A 14,985-nucleotide genomic window follows, 5' to 3' on the forward strand; every position below is an offset into this window, starting at 1 on the left:
TATCGGCGGCGTGGTCGAAGGCACCAGACTTCGGAAGCGGTCTAAAATGGGTGCGTTCGGCACACCGCACGAAACCGCAGAAACCGGAGAACGTCACCTTGAATTATTTGAAAAGATCGGAAAGCGCGAGGACTTAATGTCATTCTCGTCCATGCTCAAACGCATCGGATCAACGGTAACTCTCGTCCGGGACGCTCCAAACGGGGAACTTCGAGTCGAAGTCCTCGCTTCCATTCAGAAAGGCAAAGCGTTCTTCGACATCACCACGGATGTCGAGGAAGGTGACTTGATCGAGCAGAAGATCCCAAGCGGCAAGTTGGTGACGCACCGCGTAACGGATGTTACGCACCACCAGGCCCCCGCGCATTTTTCTCGGGGATCACACATCGAAGCTGACATCGAGAAGTTTGACGGCTCCGCGGCCAACAGCGTTCGGTCTGCTAGGACTCGGGAGATCGCACGACGAGACCGGGAACCACTGCGCATCCTCTATATGACAGCCGCGCAAGCGGGAGATCTTCGCGTAGACAGGGAAGTTCGAGCGGTGAGGGAGGCAGTTCGGGCAGCTACGCATCGAGACATGGTTGACATTGAACCGCTACCCGCCGCCACCGGTTCCGATCTACTGAATGGCCTGACGCGATTTCGGCCACACGCAATCCACTTCTCGGGGCATGGCAATGAATCAGTCTTGAGCTTCGACGCGGGCGAGACGGGACCGGCGCACGGATACGCGATGGCCGCTGATACCTTCGTCGGCGCACTACGGGCAGTGGACCATCCTCCCCGACTTGTCGTGTTGAACGCCTGCAAATCTGAGGCACAACTCGAAACGCTAACGAGCGTCGCGTCGGTCGCTGTTGGAATGTCCGGCAGCATCGGCGACAGCGCCGCGATTTCATTCGCTGCGCGCTTCTACTCGTCGATTGCTGAAGGTCAGTCCGTCGCCAGCGCCTTGGCATTGTCCAAGGTTGAGCTGAGCATGGCCCATGTCGCGGATGCTGACCTACCGACCCTCAAGGCCGCATCCGGCGTCAACCCGGCCACGGTCGTCTTGGTCGCCTGAGGGATGAATCCTTCTAGCCGTGGCGCCCGGTAACGAGCGCCACGGCGGAGGCCTCGGAGGCTCATCGGTTGCTCCGCGCCTTCCGCGATCAGGTGGGGACGCGACGGGAGCTGGCCGATGAGGTGGACCTCATTGACCCGGTCCGCGGCCACTGCGCGGCGTCGGAGATGCCGGTGATCTTCGCCAGTTCGCCATCGGCCGGCGGGTAGGCCGAGGTGCCGTCGAGGCTGAGCCGGATACCGCGCACGAAGTGCTCACCGGTGGACACGACCTCGGATTGCTTGGCCTCGTCCCAGCCGACCAGTACATCGGTGACGGAACGGAACCCGGCGTAGGTGTTGACCACGGAGCGGTCCCACATGAAGGTGGGGTCGTAGTCGCGGACCCAGCGCAGGGCGATGCCCTCGAAAGACGTCGTCGCACCGTACGGGACTGACTGCGGGACGCTCGGAGCGCCGGACAGAAATACGAACGCCGAGGTGGCGAACGCGTACGCCGATGCAGCTGGGATCTCCTGGCTGACGATGATGCGGAACCCGCGCCGGTTTCCGATGGTCGCCGTGGTCAGCGCGCTTTCGGCCTCGCTGTCGCCGACGAACTGGGCCAGGTTGAGCTTGTCGTCGTTGAGCAGCGCGGACTCGAAGTCTGAGCCGACCAGCAGATAGCGGTTGCCGTCGGGGACGTTGAACTTGTTGAGGACTCGCCTGGCCTCGGTGATCGCTCCGCGCAGGTTCGCCTCGGCGCCGCCGATGGTGACCGGGTAGACCTGCCGAGTCAGGGTGTTGACCGCGCGGCGGGACAGGCCGCGGGCGACGGCCTTGACCTGGGGGCGCAGCAGCCTTCCCCAGTCGGAGAGGTCGAAGTCGTTTTGCTCGTCGGTCAGCCGCACTGCCGAGTAGACGTTCCCGCCGAACGTGACCGCGATCTTGCGTTCGCGGTACTCGTCGAACTGGATGGGCTGCGATCGGTCGTTGCGCCAGCCGTAGTCGTGGAAAGGCAGGACGCCCTCGACCGGCACGCTGATGGTGTCGTTGTCGGCGCCCTTGAACTGGTCGACGCCTTCCTTCTGGAACAGGTTCGGGACGACCAGCTCCTGTTCGAGCATGCCGACCGCAGTGGCGGCCAGCTTCTCGGGCTTGACGATCTGGTGCTGTGCCACGTTGTTGTGCCTCCAGGCATGACAAAGCCCTCGTCACCGAAGTGGTGCGAGGGCGGAAGACTGCGCGATGGTCAGCGGCGACGACCGCCGTAGCGGCGGGCCAGCACGCGCGGATCGGTTTCGGTGTCGCTGTCGTCGGTGGGATCCAGGCCGCCGCTGAGGGCGACCGGCTCGGCCGGCGCCGCGTACTTCTGGAGCTTCGCGGCGTCGGCTTCCAACTCCTCGACCGTTCCGCCGTGCAGGCGCTCAGCGAGGTCGTTCGGAAGGCTGAACTTGCGGGCGACGCGTTCACGGGCGAGCTGCTGCTCCAACTCCGCGTTACGGGTCTTGATGTCGGCGACGGCCTGCTCGTACTCCTCGGCCGTTTTGGCTCCGTCAAGACGCGCCTCGGCCTCCCGCAGCCGGGTGCGGTAGTTCGCCGCCTCGGCGTTGGCGCGGGTGAGGCGCTTACGCGCCCACTCGGGCAGCTCACCGTCCAAGCGGTTGTCCTCGGCGCTCGGCTGCTCCGTGCCGGCGGGCTCTGCCGGAGTCGTCGCCGGCTGTTCGGCGTCGCTGTCGGGACCGGGCGCGGTCTGCTCGGCGGGGACGGCCGGGTGGGTAGGGGTGATCACGGTTTCGCGCCTCCTGGACGTTCGAAGGTGGCCGCGCCTGCTGGGCTGCGGCTTGCTGTTGACGGGATGAAGCGGCGCCACGCAGACAGGGCGGCCTTTCCGGACAGCCCTTGGGTGACCTGCGGCCACAACGCGCCGTACTCGCGGTTCAGCGCGTACCGGGCGGAGCCGGTGAACTGGTCTCTGGCAAAGACTGGCTCGGCGTAGCAATGACAGTTGTCGTGATACGCGTCGCCGTCGGCGTACTGAGCCGTCCGGGCGCTCTTGTAGACCGCACCTCGAGAAATCAACATGGCGCACCAACCGCATGGGGTACCGCTCCGCGACAGCCGCACGTAGCCCAGTGCCCGGCGGTCGCGATCGATCAGGGTCCACGCGGCGCTGCGGGCGCCATTCATAACGAGGCGTTCCGCGGCTGCTGCCTGCCGGGTACCGGCGCGGCGGTGCGCGTCGTCGCGCAGCCGGTCCACCTCGTTGGCTGGCGCGGACGTGTCGATGTCGGCGACCTTGCGACCCAGGTTGTGCGGGCCCAGCTCCTCCAGAGCTATCCGGGCTTCGTCCTCTGCGGCCTGCTCCAGCCGTTGCAGTTCCCGGTCCAGAGCCTCGATCTGCTCGACCAGGATCTGGTCAGGATCGTCACGCGCGTCGTCGTTCGCCGGCGTATCTGGTGGCGCGTCGCGCGCAGCCGGCCCAGCGTTCTCCGGCGCCGCCTGTGTGGTTGCGGCCGGAGCCGGGTCGACGAGGGCGGCGAACTCGCTGCGCAGCGTGGCGAGGGTGACGTAGGCCGGTTCCGGCCGTCGCGGGTCCGCGACGGTCCTGCCGGTACGCAACGCCCGGACGAGGCGGTAATACGCCATGGCCAGGTCCCGGCCCCGTTCGCGGCGGGTCATCACCAGGTGGATGGCCCGCCGCAGCCACGCCGCGCTCAGCGCGGCCGTGCGGATGGGCGGCACGCCGTCCCAGAGCTTCAGCGCGTCCTCGATGGTGGCCACGCCAAGCTGCGCCAGCGCGGTGTGGAAAGCGGTCGACGCCTGGTCGGCCTCCGCCACGCGGGCCCGGCTGGTCACGCGGCCAACGCCGATTCATCCGGCTGGGGTGTGGCCCTGCGGATGGACTGGGCGAGCTGAAGTTCAGCGTCGTCGTCCTCGCGGATCTGTTCCCACTCGCCGATCTCGGTCGCGGTCACTCCAGGCACCCGCGGCCACAAGCCCCGCTTCGGGATGTCCAGGGAATCGGCCAGCTTGCCGAGCCCGTCAGCAGACTGGGCGAGCGACTTCATCTCCATGTCGCGCCACAGCACCTCACCCGCGTAGTCCTCCGCGGATGCCGTGTCGCCGGACAATTCGGCGGCGACCCTGAACACCCGTTCCCAGGACTCGCCGAACATGGCCCGGAACTCGGCGATCTTGCGGGACAGCGCGGTCTCCGCGGCGAGGAGGGCTTCCGCGCTGAGGTTGGCGATTTGCCCCAGCAAGTGGTGCGGCGGGGTCTGAGAGATCGCGGACAGGTGCCGGATGCTCATGTCAATCGAGTCGATGAACCCGGCCAGCGGGGTCTCGGCGAGCGAGCCGAACTCGACGTCGGGGTCTTCGGCGAACAGAAACCGCTTGGCGTTGACGTTGACCGGAAGCGGGATTGGCTGGCCATTGTCGTCGAGCACCGGCTCACCGTCGGCGTCACGTTTGATCGGCGGTGCCATCCCGGTGGCGGTCCGCACCTTGAACGACGCGTAGGTCTGGGCTACGAGCAGGTCGAAGACGGTCTGGTTGATGCGGTTCTGGAGCGCGATCATCGGCTCGACCACGCCGACCGTGCGGCCCTCCAGGTCCACGGCTGCCGCGAACCGGGTCACCGGGCACTCGGAAGCGCCGTGCCGGCGCACCGCGCTGACACGGACGCTGTCGGCGTCGGTAAGGCCCTTGAACGTCACCCGGTACTCCGTGGTGGCGTCCCACATCCGCGCGGTGCCGGGCTGCTCGCTGCTCGGACGGCGCGTCACCGTGAGCACGGCGTACGGGGTGTCGTCGTTGGCCGGGTCCTCGTACAGTGCGGCCGTCTTCAACGCCGACAGACCCTTGGTACGTACCTCGCCTTTGACCGTCTCGGTCAGCGCGAAGCTGTGGCCGAAGGTCAGCGCCCCGCGATGGATGGCCGCCTGCCTGGCGTCAAGGCGCGAGCGTTGCCAGTGCTTCCACTCTGGGAGCTGGGCCGCTGGCTGCGTGTCGATGGTCCGGCCGCGCCGGAAGCTGTCGACGTACAGGGCCTGCGCGGGTGTGCCGACGAGCAGCGGCATCCAGTTCGCGACCGCCCTTTTGGCCAGCAGCCGGTACTCGTCGTCGGCGAAGGCCGGCATGTACGGGTCGTCGTGGCGGCCCTGTACGTAGTTGTCGATACGTTGCAGGCGTGGCAGGTCGCGGTCGAGCGTCGCTAGCAGTTGCTGAGCCAGGGCCCGCGGTGTTCCGCTCGGGGCGTCGGTCATCGTTCACCGCCTTCACAGGAAGTAGCCGCGACCGGTGCGCTGGCGGGTCTTCTTGCCGCGAGTGCGCAGGTCGTACAGGGCCTCGTGGGCGAGCATCAGCGCCGCGTACAGGTCGACCTTGCGGGGACTTTCGCGGCTCTCTTTGCCGAAGCTGACGCCGTAGTTGTTGGAGCGGCGCCGCGCGTTGAGCACGTGGCGCCGCAGGCTTAGGTCACCGTCGTGGTGGAGCTTGCCGTCGAAGATCGAGCGCATCAGCCGCTCGTGCGCCCGGGTGACACGCTGCAAGCTCTGCCGCATGTCCCAGGCGATGGCGTTGCGCCCCTCGGCCTTGACCGCCAAGCCCTCGCCGTAGTCGGCGGCCCAGTCCGTAATGTGGCTTTCCCACAGGGCCACGTCGGCGTAGAACCCAGCCACCGTGAAGATCCGGAACGCGTCGTGCACGGCCGAGTCCACGGCGGCGCGGTCGACTTCCCAGCCGTCGCCAGAGGGTCCGTCTGGGCGTTCCCACAGGCCGAGGACGAAGGCGACCCGGTCGGAGGTGCGGATGGCGACCAGCGCGGTCGCATCGTCAGTCTTGCCGCCGTCGAAGCCCAATACGATCTCGTCGCCCGGTTTGAGGGTGGCGCCCTCGACCAGCAGGGGAACCCAGTTCTCCGGGCCGTAGAGCGCATCTTCGTCGGCGACGATCTGGTTGAGCCACATCCGCCGCGAGCGGGCCGGCGACAGCGTGATGTCGAGGACCGATTGGATGATCGTCTCGACGTTGAGCCATACCGCGTCGCCGCGGATCTTCGGGATGACGATGTGCAGCGCCTCGGGCGTCAGCGGGGTCTTCGGGTGCGCCTCGATAGAGTCGTATAGGAACCCGACATCCAGCGCCCGGCCCTCCGCGATCTTGTCCCACGCCTCGCGCATCCGCTCGCCTACGGAGTCTTCGCCGGGCAGGTAAGCGTTGGTGATCGCCAGGTACCGCGAGTCCTTCTTGGTCGCGTTTCCGTCGATCGTCTCGTACATCTGGTGGCCGTTGTTGCCCTTGATCCAGTGATGCGTCTCGTTGAGCACCACAAACGTCGACCGGCCGCCCTCCAACGCGCGGTACGAGCTGGTGACCGCTTCCAGTCGCTGCCGGCCGCCATTGGCGCGGATCAGCTCGGCGCCGGCCTTGATCCCGTAGGTGGCGATGAAGTGCTTGCTCATCAGCGCCGGGAACAACGTCATGGTGTTGCGGGTCTGATCCCGCGAGACCGCGGCAACCTGCACCCACGCCTGCGGATGCGCGACGCCGACCGGCTCACCGTTCGCGGCGAAGTGCGAAAACCGGGACGGGCCGACCAGCTCGATCAGGCACATCACCGCAACCAGCGGGTCCTTGCCCCAGCCCTTGAGCCGCTGGAGCACGCCCTTGCGATAGACGAAGCGTCCGGACGCATCGACGGCGTACCACCAGAGGATGAAACGCAACTGCTCGCGGGTGAACCGCCACGGCTGGCCGTCGTCGCCCCTGAGGTACTCGGCGCACCAGCCGGCGATCTGCCAGCCCAGCGTCCATCTGGGCAGAAGCCAAGTGCCGTCGTCGCTGCGGCGCCAGGTTGGACCGATATAGGTCGGCTGAAGGAGTGCGATCTCGTCGGGGGTCAACAGCCGCACCCCCTCGGCGGGCGTTAGGCGTCGAGCCCCAAGTCCCGCTTGTAGTCGGCGATGGCCAGGACCGACGCCGGCTCGCTGTCGTCCTCCGGCTCGTGCAGCTCGATACGCACCCGGCGCCGGTCGCCCTCGGTCACCAGCAGCCGCTCCAGAGCGGAATAGATCGTCTGAAGCATCTGACCGGACCGCTTCATCGACTTCTTGTAGTGCGACAGGTCGTCGCAGACGCTCATGGCGAACGCCCAGTCGGAGTTCTGGTAGAAATCTGCCTGCCCTGACGAGCGCAGCGACTCGTACAAACGAGTGGCGAGCGGGTGCCAGGCGGGGTCCGCGGCGGGCACGGTCACCGGCTTCAGCTCGCCCTTGACGATCGGCTGTGCTTGGCTGCCGCCACGCTCTCGCGGACGGGCAAGGTCGGCCTCACGGTGCGGAACAGGGCCCGGCATGGCGATCACCTCGCATATCACAAGCGCAAGCGCCTTCCGGGTCTGTCCACAGGCTGGCGCTGTCCACAGTCGCCACAACCAGAATTGGCTTTCCGGATGACCATGGGAGGCATGGCAAGCAGGATGGCGGAACTAACCGGAGAGGAAACTAGGCTTGCAGCATCGAAGGCCATCCCGTCCGTTCCGTGCATCAGTGAGGGAAGGCCGGTCCTAGGTGTGCACTGAAGTTCCACCTGGATGAAAGATAAGTTGACAAAGGCTTTGCAAGTCCATAGAATTCGCGCCCATTGACGCATGACTAGAGCAAAGCCGGCGCTACAAATAGCCGCACCGAGCCCGCGATCAGCACCCATCGGCTGGACTTGATCACGCCAGGTGCAGAAGAGTGCCAACTTCTGTCGGGTACCCGACAGATCATTGCACTCCTTGCTTTAATCGTACTCAGCGGTCACTGTGGACGCTGCGTTCTGAAGGCGCCACATAGAAAGTCGGCGGCACCCGGTGGCACCCGGATGCCGCCTTATCACCGAGACCCCATGCAGAGGAGTCGCTATGACTGTAAACCCCGCCCGAACGGCGCAGGCAGACCCTCCGCCGGATCGGTCAACCCGACCACCTGACCCGGCGGGATCACCGCCTCCAGCGTCGGTGCGCAGCTTGTGGCTGGCCGTGATGCTCGTCGCTAGCGCCCTGATCGCTACCGCCGCGGGTTTGCTGTCCTGGGCAGGGGGCAGCAGAGTCTCCACCGCGTTGCTGACCAGCGGCGGGGCATTCGGGGCTGGCCTTCTGCTGCTGATCGCTGTCTTCCGGTTCGCCACGTCTGATTCGAACGGCCGGTAGGGGAAGCGGGACCCGCAGGCGGGCATCACGAATGACCATTGCCCGCCTGCGTCCCTACCAACTCCTGAAGACGATATGCGGCACGAACCAGACGATGAAGCCGACCAGGGCTGCGACGAAGCCGAGGGCACCCCCGGTCTTCCAGGTGCGGTCGGTGCCGAGCCAGTGCCGGGTGTTCTCGCTGAGGGTGTCGCCAGGCGCTCGGCGGACCAGCGCGATGCCTTCAAGTACGGCGAAGGTCACGGCGACGACGGCGAGCCAGATTCTCCAATCGTGGCCCAGAACGAGCGGCGGCGCAGGTTGTGCGGTCCGTCAGCGGTCACGGTGGCCCTCCTTGAGGCGTGAAAAGAAGGGTGGCCCCCGCCCCGGGGCGATGACGCCGGCCGAGGCGGGGGCCACGCTGGAGGGGGCTCTCAGACAAGACCGGGGTGGGTCTCGGAGCGCCTGTACCTGCGGTCGTGCCGCCGCCGTTGGGCGGCGCGTGCCGCGGCTCCCTCGCGTGAGGATTTGCGCTGGTGATGCCACCCGCAGAGCGATGTCAGGTTGGCGTCTCGGTGGTCGTCACCAGCAACGATGTGGTCCACATCCGTAGCGGGCTCCGGGCATTGGACACCGTTTGCGTCTCTGGCGGTGCAACGGTGCCCATCGCGACGCAGGATGCGGGGTCGAATCCTGCTGTTCCAGTCCGGGGGGAGCCGGTCTCTTCGGTCTGATCCATGCCAGTCCGGCATCCGGCTCCCCCCCCTCATGGTGGAGGTTGGTCCCGACGACGTGTGCGCGGACGCGTGCCGACCCAGGACCAAGAATGGGGAGAGGCTGTATGTAATACAGCGGTGCACACCTCTTCTGATAGAAGAGAAGCGCGACCGCTTCGGCCTCACACTATTAATACGCAACGGCGAGGACGAATCTTCGTCGACCTTTGACGTGAGCGCCGCCACACCGTCGTTGCATGCTTCGGTAGCAGGCCGAATCCCTGCGCCTTTGCTTCGACGATTAACCTCGACGCTGCTTAGGCATAGGCATTGTTGGCCCCGGAGGGGCCTTCAACCGAAGCCGCAAAGGCTCTACAGCATTAATACGACCTCAGCCGGCGAAGATTTCGGCAGAACGACGCGTGAGTGCCGTCACACCTCCAATCGAGTCCGGAGTGACCCTCGCCACCACCCGCGAATTGGCTCCCCGTCCCGATCGAATGAGTAGTAGGGGCGGCACAGACGAGACGGGAGGCCGGGAGTTGAGACAACAGGTGAACGCGCCGAGCGACGGCGAACACGGACGGCGGCTGTTAGAAGGGCTCTGCGTATGGTGCGCCACACCGCTGCCCGCCGACGCCTCGTTTCAGCGCGAGTTCTGCGGCGCGGCGTGCCGGCAGCGCAACCATCGCGCGCTGCGGAGAGCCGGACTGCGGTAGGCAGGGTCTTATTAGCCTCAAGGAATCGCAGGTTGGACGGTTTCCAGCTTTGTCACGGCGACTTCGAAACCATGGCATTCTGCGAGCTGCTACGACATGGCGGTATTCGCGTTTCTCAGTAAGAGGTATACCCCCCATCGCCACCCTTCCGCCGTCGCTAAAAACCAGCGTTTCCTCAGTTCAGAGGCAGTGCGCGCCGCAGTAACAAGCGAGCGCGGAACGCTTCCGAGAGGCGCGGCAGGGCAGTGCGACGGCGCATTTATCACCATTGACCAGCGCATTTGACAGCGCCCCATAGCGACGCCTAATGTTTGACCCGTCACCGCAACTGAGCAGCACAGCGGAGACAAGCGACAAACCCGATTCCGGGGGTTGCGAATACCGAAGCGAATCGCTTACGGTGGATTGCAGATCGGAGCGCAGGGCACGGCAGTGAGCACCAATGCCAAACCGGGTGCGAACGGAGCGGGACGGTAACAGTACCGGCTGCCAAGCAAGCGTGACGTCGATGCAAAGCGCATCCCACGAACACGGGAACGCAGCACAGCAACACCCAACAATGCACGACAGCACCAGGGCGACCCAGCGTGGCCCAGAGGCTGGGAACGGCACGAAGAGCGGCCGGGTTCTTGGCGGAACCTATCCGGCGACATGTTCGTTGTGAATTCCATATTGGGCTAGCGGTTGATACTCCGCACTGCCGATACAGATACCGCCGTAGCGGGTGGGTCTGGAAACGCGAGGCAGGGCGAGCGAACCGGAAGCGACTGCCGGACCCTTAGCAGGGTGAACCGGGGCTCCGAGGAACGCGCCGCTACCGGCACGGATGTCGACTCCCTGGGAAATCTCCATGGGGCAGAGCGCCGTACCGAACACTATTGACGCCTGCGATCCACTACCCGCCTTCATCACGGGATGAGTGGCATCAGCGTCATGGCTGATCGCAGGTTCTGAACCCTGCCCTATTGTGTAAATGTAGTCGGGAGGTTGACATGGAAACGAAGATCACGGATCCCGCGATGCTGAAGGCAATCCTGACGTACTGCCGCGAGAGGCGGATCCCGATGTGGGTCGTGCACACCCCGCCACTATCGAAGATCGGCGGCTTCTCCTGTGAGCTGCTGAGCATCGACGGAGCCACTAGCAAGACACGGATTGCCAACGGCGACGTGCGCACGGTGATGACCGACGAGATCCACGCTCGGGGACGGCTCTGATCCAAGGTCGCCGTCTCTTTCCGCCCCATCGTGTAAATGTAGTCAGGAGTTGGTATGACGCGTAAACACATCGGCCCGGAGTTCCACGTGTGCATCGGGACTCGGCTCGCCGACGGAACCGAGTTGCACGACGTGTACGTGGGTGGCCGCTGCCCGTTGGACGGGGGCGGCGCCCGATACCCGCTTGGCCGCAGGCTCGGCCGGGCGTGGAAGCAGGAGGGTTACGGCTGGGTCGCCGCGCCGCTGGCTCTGCCGGACTCGGGGCCGGATTCGTGGAGTGCGGAGGTCAGCCGCTCGGTGCGGCACTTCCGTACCCGGAAGGACGCGTGCCTGTTCCTGTACGGCTGGGCAAGCGGACTCGGCGCCCTGAAAACCCGTGACGCCGTGCGGGAGCTGTGGCCGCGGGTAGCGGCGGCATGAGCGTGTCCGGCGGGGAAGAGGTCGACTTCGATCGACCGGTCTGCTGCGTGTGGTCCGCCTACGGCCATCGGTTCATGGGGACCGGAAACAGTGCCTCGGATGACGGCCGCAGCGAGTACGAATCGTGCCTTACCTGCGGTGCTGAGTACGTGCTGCGCAATCTCGGCAACGGGAACGGGGAGTACGTCACGAACGCCGGAGAAGACCCGCAGGAGTGTTCGGGTCGGACCGATCTACAGCACGGCCATGAACGGCATTGCAGCGCCGATAACGGGCGAGGCTGCGCCGACTCGATCGAGTCGGGAACCTGTACGCACACCGTTTTTGAGTGCAACTGCTGCCTGTGTGACTGAAATTCGCCGAAACCCCTTCGGGGGTCCACCGGATTGGCATTCCGGCGCTGATGAGGCTGCCACCAACAACCGAGGAGTCTGTGTGGAAGCACCGCATATCACCGCGCTGGTCGAGGCTGTGGAGACCATGGCTGAGCAGCTGAACGGGATCGACGTCGGCGACGTCTTCGGCGGGTTCACCTGCTCCGAGCTGGACAGCATCGCGCGCGTTCTCAAGATCGCCGGACACGCCGGGACAGCGGCGTTCATTGTGATGCGTCACGCCGAGAGCGACGAGTTCCCGGACGATGGCGACCTCACGGACTGGGACGGCGACATGCACGCCCCTGTCGCCCTGGCCCACTCTCAATCGGACGGTCCAAGTCTCGACGGCCCAGCAATGCAGGCGTCGAAGCGTTACGTCAGCCAGCTTTAGATCGCAAAGCATGAGCCGACCACCCTAACCATGAACGATTTGCCGAAACCTCTTCGGAGGTCCGCTGGGCTGGCATCCCGGCGCTGACGATGGCTGCCGCAAGAAGCGAGGCGACATGGCAAAGACGGACAACGTTCAGTCGTACACCGAGGCGGTCCACACAGTGTGGGCGGATGTGTCTGGAGCGGACCTCGTGGCCATGACCGGCCGCCACTTCCGGCCAGCGCGCATCACCGTGAAATACGACTGGCGTACCCAACTGTCCGACAAGGAATGGTCCGTGCGATCCCTGGTCCTGAGCGGTCCGTGGGTTCTGCCTGACGGCATGACGTCCACGGAGACGGGTTCCGGAAGCGCCCAAATCTTCCTTAGCAACGCAGCGGAATGGGCGCGCGACTTCGCGGCGGCGAACGTCCCGCGAATGGCCTTGGTCGACAAATGACAACGCCGAAACCCCTTCGGGGGTCGGGTGGATTGGCATTCCACCCCTGACGATGGCTGCCGCTATGGGGAGGAACAGTTGGACGAGAACACGCTTTTCAAGCTCGACGAAACCGAGGGAACGTTCTGGGTGGAGATCCTGTCCGCCGTCGAGGAAGACGTGTGGGAGGACGACCGACGGGTCCGCAAAACGTTCCCGGTTCTGCGGGTCACCACCTACGCCGATGCCCAGATCACCGCGGAGAACCGGCGGTACATCGCGTTGCGGGGCCGTAAGTACAGCATCGATGAGGTGCACGTGTGGCGCGGCTACGAGCCGCCGCACGACTGGGGCAGCGACCACCGCACCCACTACGCGAAGTACTTCGAGACGGAGGCGGGCACACCGCTGGACTGGAGGTCTCCCGTACGAGACAAGCTCCGCGCGATCGAGTACCGCGTGCGGGATCGGTTCGTCGCCGAGCACCCGGAGTGGCAGCGCACATCGCTGCGGCGCCGTGTCGTGTGGCAAATCGAGCAGGCAACCAACGAAGCCGCGATGCACCGCAGGAAGGCGGAAGCAGCCGACGCCGTCGCCGCAAAACTACTCGCTGGTCTTGAGGCGATGTAGCCAGCCCAACCCTATCGAGCCGAAACCGCGTCCGGCTCGATGCCGGGCCCGGTCCGCCGGACTGGCATTCCGGCGCTGACGATGGCTGCCTGACCCAAGGAGTCCACGTGCTCCACCTGAACACCCACCAATTGCAGATCGGTGACACCGTCCACCTATTCGGCATGCGGATCCACCTAACCCGAGAGCCGATCATCACCCAGCGCGAACGCACGGTCTACGTCTGGATCGGCGACGTACTCAACCCTCACGAGGTGATCGCGGCCGACCTCGTGCCGAAAGGGTTCCTCGGCGAGGACGTATGGGTCGAGGGCCGAGGCTGGGTGTGGAAGCAGACCAACCGCTGGGAGGTCCAAGGCAACGACCTGGCGCTGTGGGCGGTCGAGCGTCCCATCGAGGCGGAGACGAACTGATGGCACGCAAGGTGTCACAGCAGCTCACCGACGGCACCACGATCAGGGTGCGCCGTTCACGCACGCTGACCGGTACCTACTTCACGGAGGTTCACTCCGTACGCGGCGTAAGCGAGAACCCGCTGCTGTGGATGAACGGCGGCATATACGCGCTGTACGGCAACGGGGACATGACGCGGATCAGTCACCCGGACTACAGCTACGCCAGCAGCGAGGCCGAAGCCGGCCGCAAGGCGCTCGCGTTCTTCGTCGCCTGCGCCGAGGACGTGATCGAGTACGCCACGAAGGAGGGCATCCCGGTAGCCGACTGCTACTGACGGCCTCCTCCGCAGGACCGCTGAATCCCTGTTGAGCCGAAACCGCGTCCGGCTCCAGGGCCGGGCGCGGTCCGCCGGACTGGCATTCCGGCGCTGACGATGGCTGCCACGGAGGAGCGCGGACATGGACGACGAGCAGATGGTCTACGTCAACTTCACCGAGACCAACGAATTCAACCTGGAGTTGGAGTTCGCCGAGATGGCGAAGGTTCTCGGGGTCAGCAAGAAGAAGCTCACAGCAATCCTGGTCGACGGCGAGGACTTCGAGCCGTCCGACGCCACCGTGGCCCGAATGCGTAGGCAGGCCGACCTCACCGACGGGCAGGTGACGGTCGACGACATCGGCGAAGCCTGAACCCCGCGCCGAAACCCGCCCCGGACGCGATGCCGGGGCCAGTCGCGTGGATTGGCATTCCACGCCTGATGACGGCTGCCAAACACGAAAGGAGGGCCGGTGACCATAACGCGTGGACTTCGGCTCAGCGCCGACGACAAGAGGCGGTTGCACCGTTTCCGCAGACTCGCAGGCCCGTACCGCAAGGCCGGGCGGATGTCCCGCTGGACCTACAGCTACATCCCTCCGTCACGGGTCCACATCTGGTGGGGGCCGAACGGCGGCAAGGTCAAGGTGATTCCGACCGGCGGGGTCGAGTTGACTGCACCGACCGGCGAGGTAGCCATCATCAAATCCAACGGCGGCACCATCAGCCCCGGTACCGTGCTGCGGCTCATGGCGGTCCTGCACATGATCAGCCCGGTAACCGCCGGCCGGCGATTCCAGGACCTCCGATGAGCGAGGCTCTGGAATTTCCTCTACGCATCGGCCCGCATCGCGTCGTGGCCTTCACCCGCATCGGGTCGGCGCCCGGCACGCGCCCCAGCCAGGGCGTCGCGATCACTCAGGACGAGGACGGCTTCAACGTCCATTCCGTTTGGCTCGCCGACGCCGAGATCGGCCGGTGGGAGGGGCAGAACGGCCGGTACGGCGTCACCTGGCAGCGCGCCTTGGACGCGTTGGTCGATCGCGCCGCTCCCTTGCCGCCTCCGTGAGCCGAAACCCCGCCCCGGGCCTGCCGGGTGCGTGGGTCGCCCGCGGGGTGGCGTCCCGGGCCTGACGATGGCTGCCAAAGCAGGAGGCAT

Annotated in this window: 18 protein-coding genes and 3 other RNA genes; 14 read left to right on the top strand and 7 right to left on the bottom strand. The window is 65.7% G+C overall.

Annotated features, from left to right (window positions below; translation table 11 throughout):
• Positions 1-46 precede the first annotated feature (46 nt).
• Entirely contained in the window at positions 47-1,066 is a 1,020-nt protein-coding gene (locus tag ACGFIO_RS02235; protein ID WP_392820907.1) for a CHAT domain-containing protein, read from the top strand.
• Positions 1,067-1,154: 88 nt separating this feature from the next.
• On the opposite strand, the gene ACGFIO_RS02240 is transcribed toward ACGFIO_RS02235, so the two are convergent.
• The 7 genes from ACGFIO_RS02240 to ACGFIO_RS02270 all read right to left on the bottom strand — a co-directional run bounded on the left by ACGFIO_RS02240 (position 1,155) and on the right by ACGFIO_RS02270 (position 8,488).
• A complete protein-coding gene (locus ACGFIO_RS02240) occupies positions 1,155-2,225 on the bottom strand; it encodes a hypothetical protein (RefSeq protein WP_392820909.1) in 1,071 nt (356 codons plus the stop codon).
• A 71-nt stretch (positions 2,226-2,296) separates the two neighbouring features.
• Complete coding sequence (locus ACGFIO_RS02245) at positions 2,297-2,836, bottom strand: hypothetical protein (RefSeq protein WP_392820912.1); 540 nt, start codon at positions 2,834-2,836, stop codon at positions 2,297-2,299.
• Positions 2,833-3,903 (bottom strand): hypothetical protein, encoded by a 1,071-nt coding sequence (locus ACGFIO_RS02250; protein WP_392820914.1) that lies wholly within the window; start codon positions 3,901-3,903, stop codon positions 2,833-2,835. Before ACGFIO_RS02250 ends, ACGFIO_RS02245 begins: the two co-directional genes overlap by 4 nt.
• Entirely contained in the window at positions 3,900-5,315 is a 1,416-nt protein-coding gene (locus ACGFIO_RS02255) for a phage portal protein (RefSeq protein ID WP_392820916.1), read from the bottom strand. The genes ACGFIO_RS02250 and ACGFIO_RS02255 overlap by 4 nt, the downstream gene beginning before the upstream one ends.
• A gap of 12 nt (positions 5,316-5,327) precedes the next feature.
• Entirely contained in the window at positions 5,328-6,953 is a 1,626-nt protein-coding gene (locus tag ACGFIO_RS02260) for a terminase (RefSeq protein WP_392820918.1), read from the bottom strand.
• A gap of 23 nt (positions 6,954-6,976) precedes the next feature.
• Entirely contained in the window at positions 6,977-7,405 is a 429-nt protein-coding gene (locus ACGFIO_RS02265; protein ID WP_392822550.1) for a hypothetical protein, read from the bottom strand.
• An 894-nt stretch (positions 7,406-8,299) separates the two neighbouring features.
• A complete protein-coding gene (locus tag ACGFIO_RS02270; protein ID WP_392820920.1) occupies positions 8,300-8,488 on the bottom strand; it encodes a hypothetical protein in 189 nt (62 codons plus the stop codon).
• Positions 8,489-10,651: 2,163 nt separating this feature from the next.
• On the opposite strand from ACGFIO_RS02270, the gene ACGFIO_RS02275 reads away from it, so the two are divergent.
• The 13 genes from ACGFIO_RS02275 (at position 10,652) to ACGFIO_RS02335 (ending at position 14,975) form a co-directional block, all read left to right on the top strand.
• Positions 10,652-10,876: a hypothetical protein gene (locus tag ACGFIO_RS02275; protein ID WP_392820923.1), complete on the top strand. Its 225-nt coding sequence runs from the start codon at positions 10,652-10,654 to the stop codon at positions 10,874-10,876.
• Positions 10,877-10,930: 54 nt separating this feature from the next.
• The gene (locus ACGFIO_RS02280) at positions 10,931-11,296 is read left to right on the top strand and encodes a hypothetical protein (protein WP_392820926.1); all 366 of its coding nucleotides are present in this window, start codon (positions 10,931-10,933) and stop codon (positions 11,294-11,296) included.
• Positions 11,297-11,731: 435 nt separating this feature from the next.
• A complete protein-coding gene (locus ACGFIO_RS02285; protein WP_392820929.1) occupies positions 11,732-12,064 on the top strand; it encodes a hypothetical protein in 333 nt (110 codons plus the stop codon).
• Positions 12,065-12,179: 115 nt separating this feature from the next.
• Entirely contained in the window at positions 12,180-12,506 is a 327-nt protein-coding gene (locus ACGFIO_RS02290) for a hypothetical protein (protein WP_392820932.1), read from the top strand.
• A 78-nt stretch (positions 12,507-12,584) separates the two neighbouring features.
• The gene (locus tag ACGFIO_RS02295) at positions 12,585-13,115 is read left to right on the top strand and encodes a hypothetical protein (RefSeq protein WP_392820935.1); all 531 of its coding nucleotides are present in this window, start codon (positions 12,585-12,587) and stop codon (positions 13,113-13,115) included.
• Positions 13,116-13,132: 17 nt separating this feature from the next.
• Positions 13,133-13,209, top strand: an RNA gene (locus ACGFIO_RS02300) — hammerhead ribozyme type II.
• Positions 13,210-13,222: 13 nt separating this feature from the next.
• Positions 13,223-13,528 (top strand): hypothetical protein, encoded by a 306-nt coding sequence (locus tag ACGFIO_RS02305; protein ID WP_392820938.1) that lies wholly within the window; start codon positions 13,223-13,225, stop codon positions 13,526-13,528.
• Entirely contained in the window at positions 13,528-13,845 is a 318-nt protein-coding gene (locus ACGFIO_RS02310) for a hypothetical protein (RefSeq protein ID WP_392820941.1), read from the top strand. Before ACGFIO_RS02305 ends, ACGFIO_RS02310 begins: the two co-directional genes overlap by 1 nt.
• Positions 13,846-13,879: 34 nt before the next feature.
• Positions 13,880-13,957, top strand: an RNA gene (locus ACGFIO_RS02315) — hammerhead ribozyme type II.
• 12 nt (positions 13,958-13,969) lie between these two features.
• Positions 13,970-14,200: a hypothetical protein gene (locus ACGFIO_RS02320; protein WP_392820943.1), complete on the top strand. Its 231-nt coding sequence runs from the start codon at positions 13,970-13,972 to the stop codon at positions 14,198-14,200.
• A gap of 99 nt (positions 14,201-14,299) precedes the next feature.
• On the top strand, positions 14,300-14,638 hold the full coding sequence (locus ACGFIO_RS02325) for a hypothetical protein (protein ID WP_392820945.1): 339 nt from the start codon (positions 14,300-14,302) through the stop codon (positions 14,636-14,638).
• Entirely contained in the window at positions 14,635-14,895 is a 261-nt protein-coding gene (locus ACGFIO_RS02330; protein WP_392820947.1) for a hypothetical protein, read from the top strand. The genes ACGFIO_RS02325 and ACGFIO_RS02330 overlap by 4 nt, the downstream gene beginning before the upstream one ends.
• Positions 14,895-14,975: hammerhead ribozyme type II (locus ACGFIO_RS02335), an RNA gene on the top strand. Before ACGFIO_RS02330 ends, ACGFIO_RS02335 begins: the two co-directional genes overlap by 1 nt.
• Positions 14,976-14,985 lie beyond the last annotated feature (10 nt).

Origin of the sequence: Actinoplanes sp. NPDC049265, from assembly GCF_043197135.1 — a bacterium.
Lineage (GTDB): Bacteria > Actinomycetota > Actinomycetes > Mycobacteriales > Micromonosporaceae > Actinoplanes.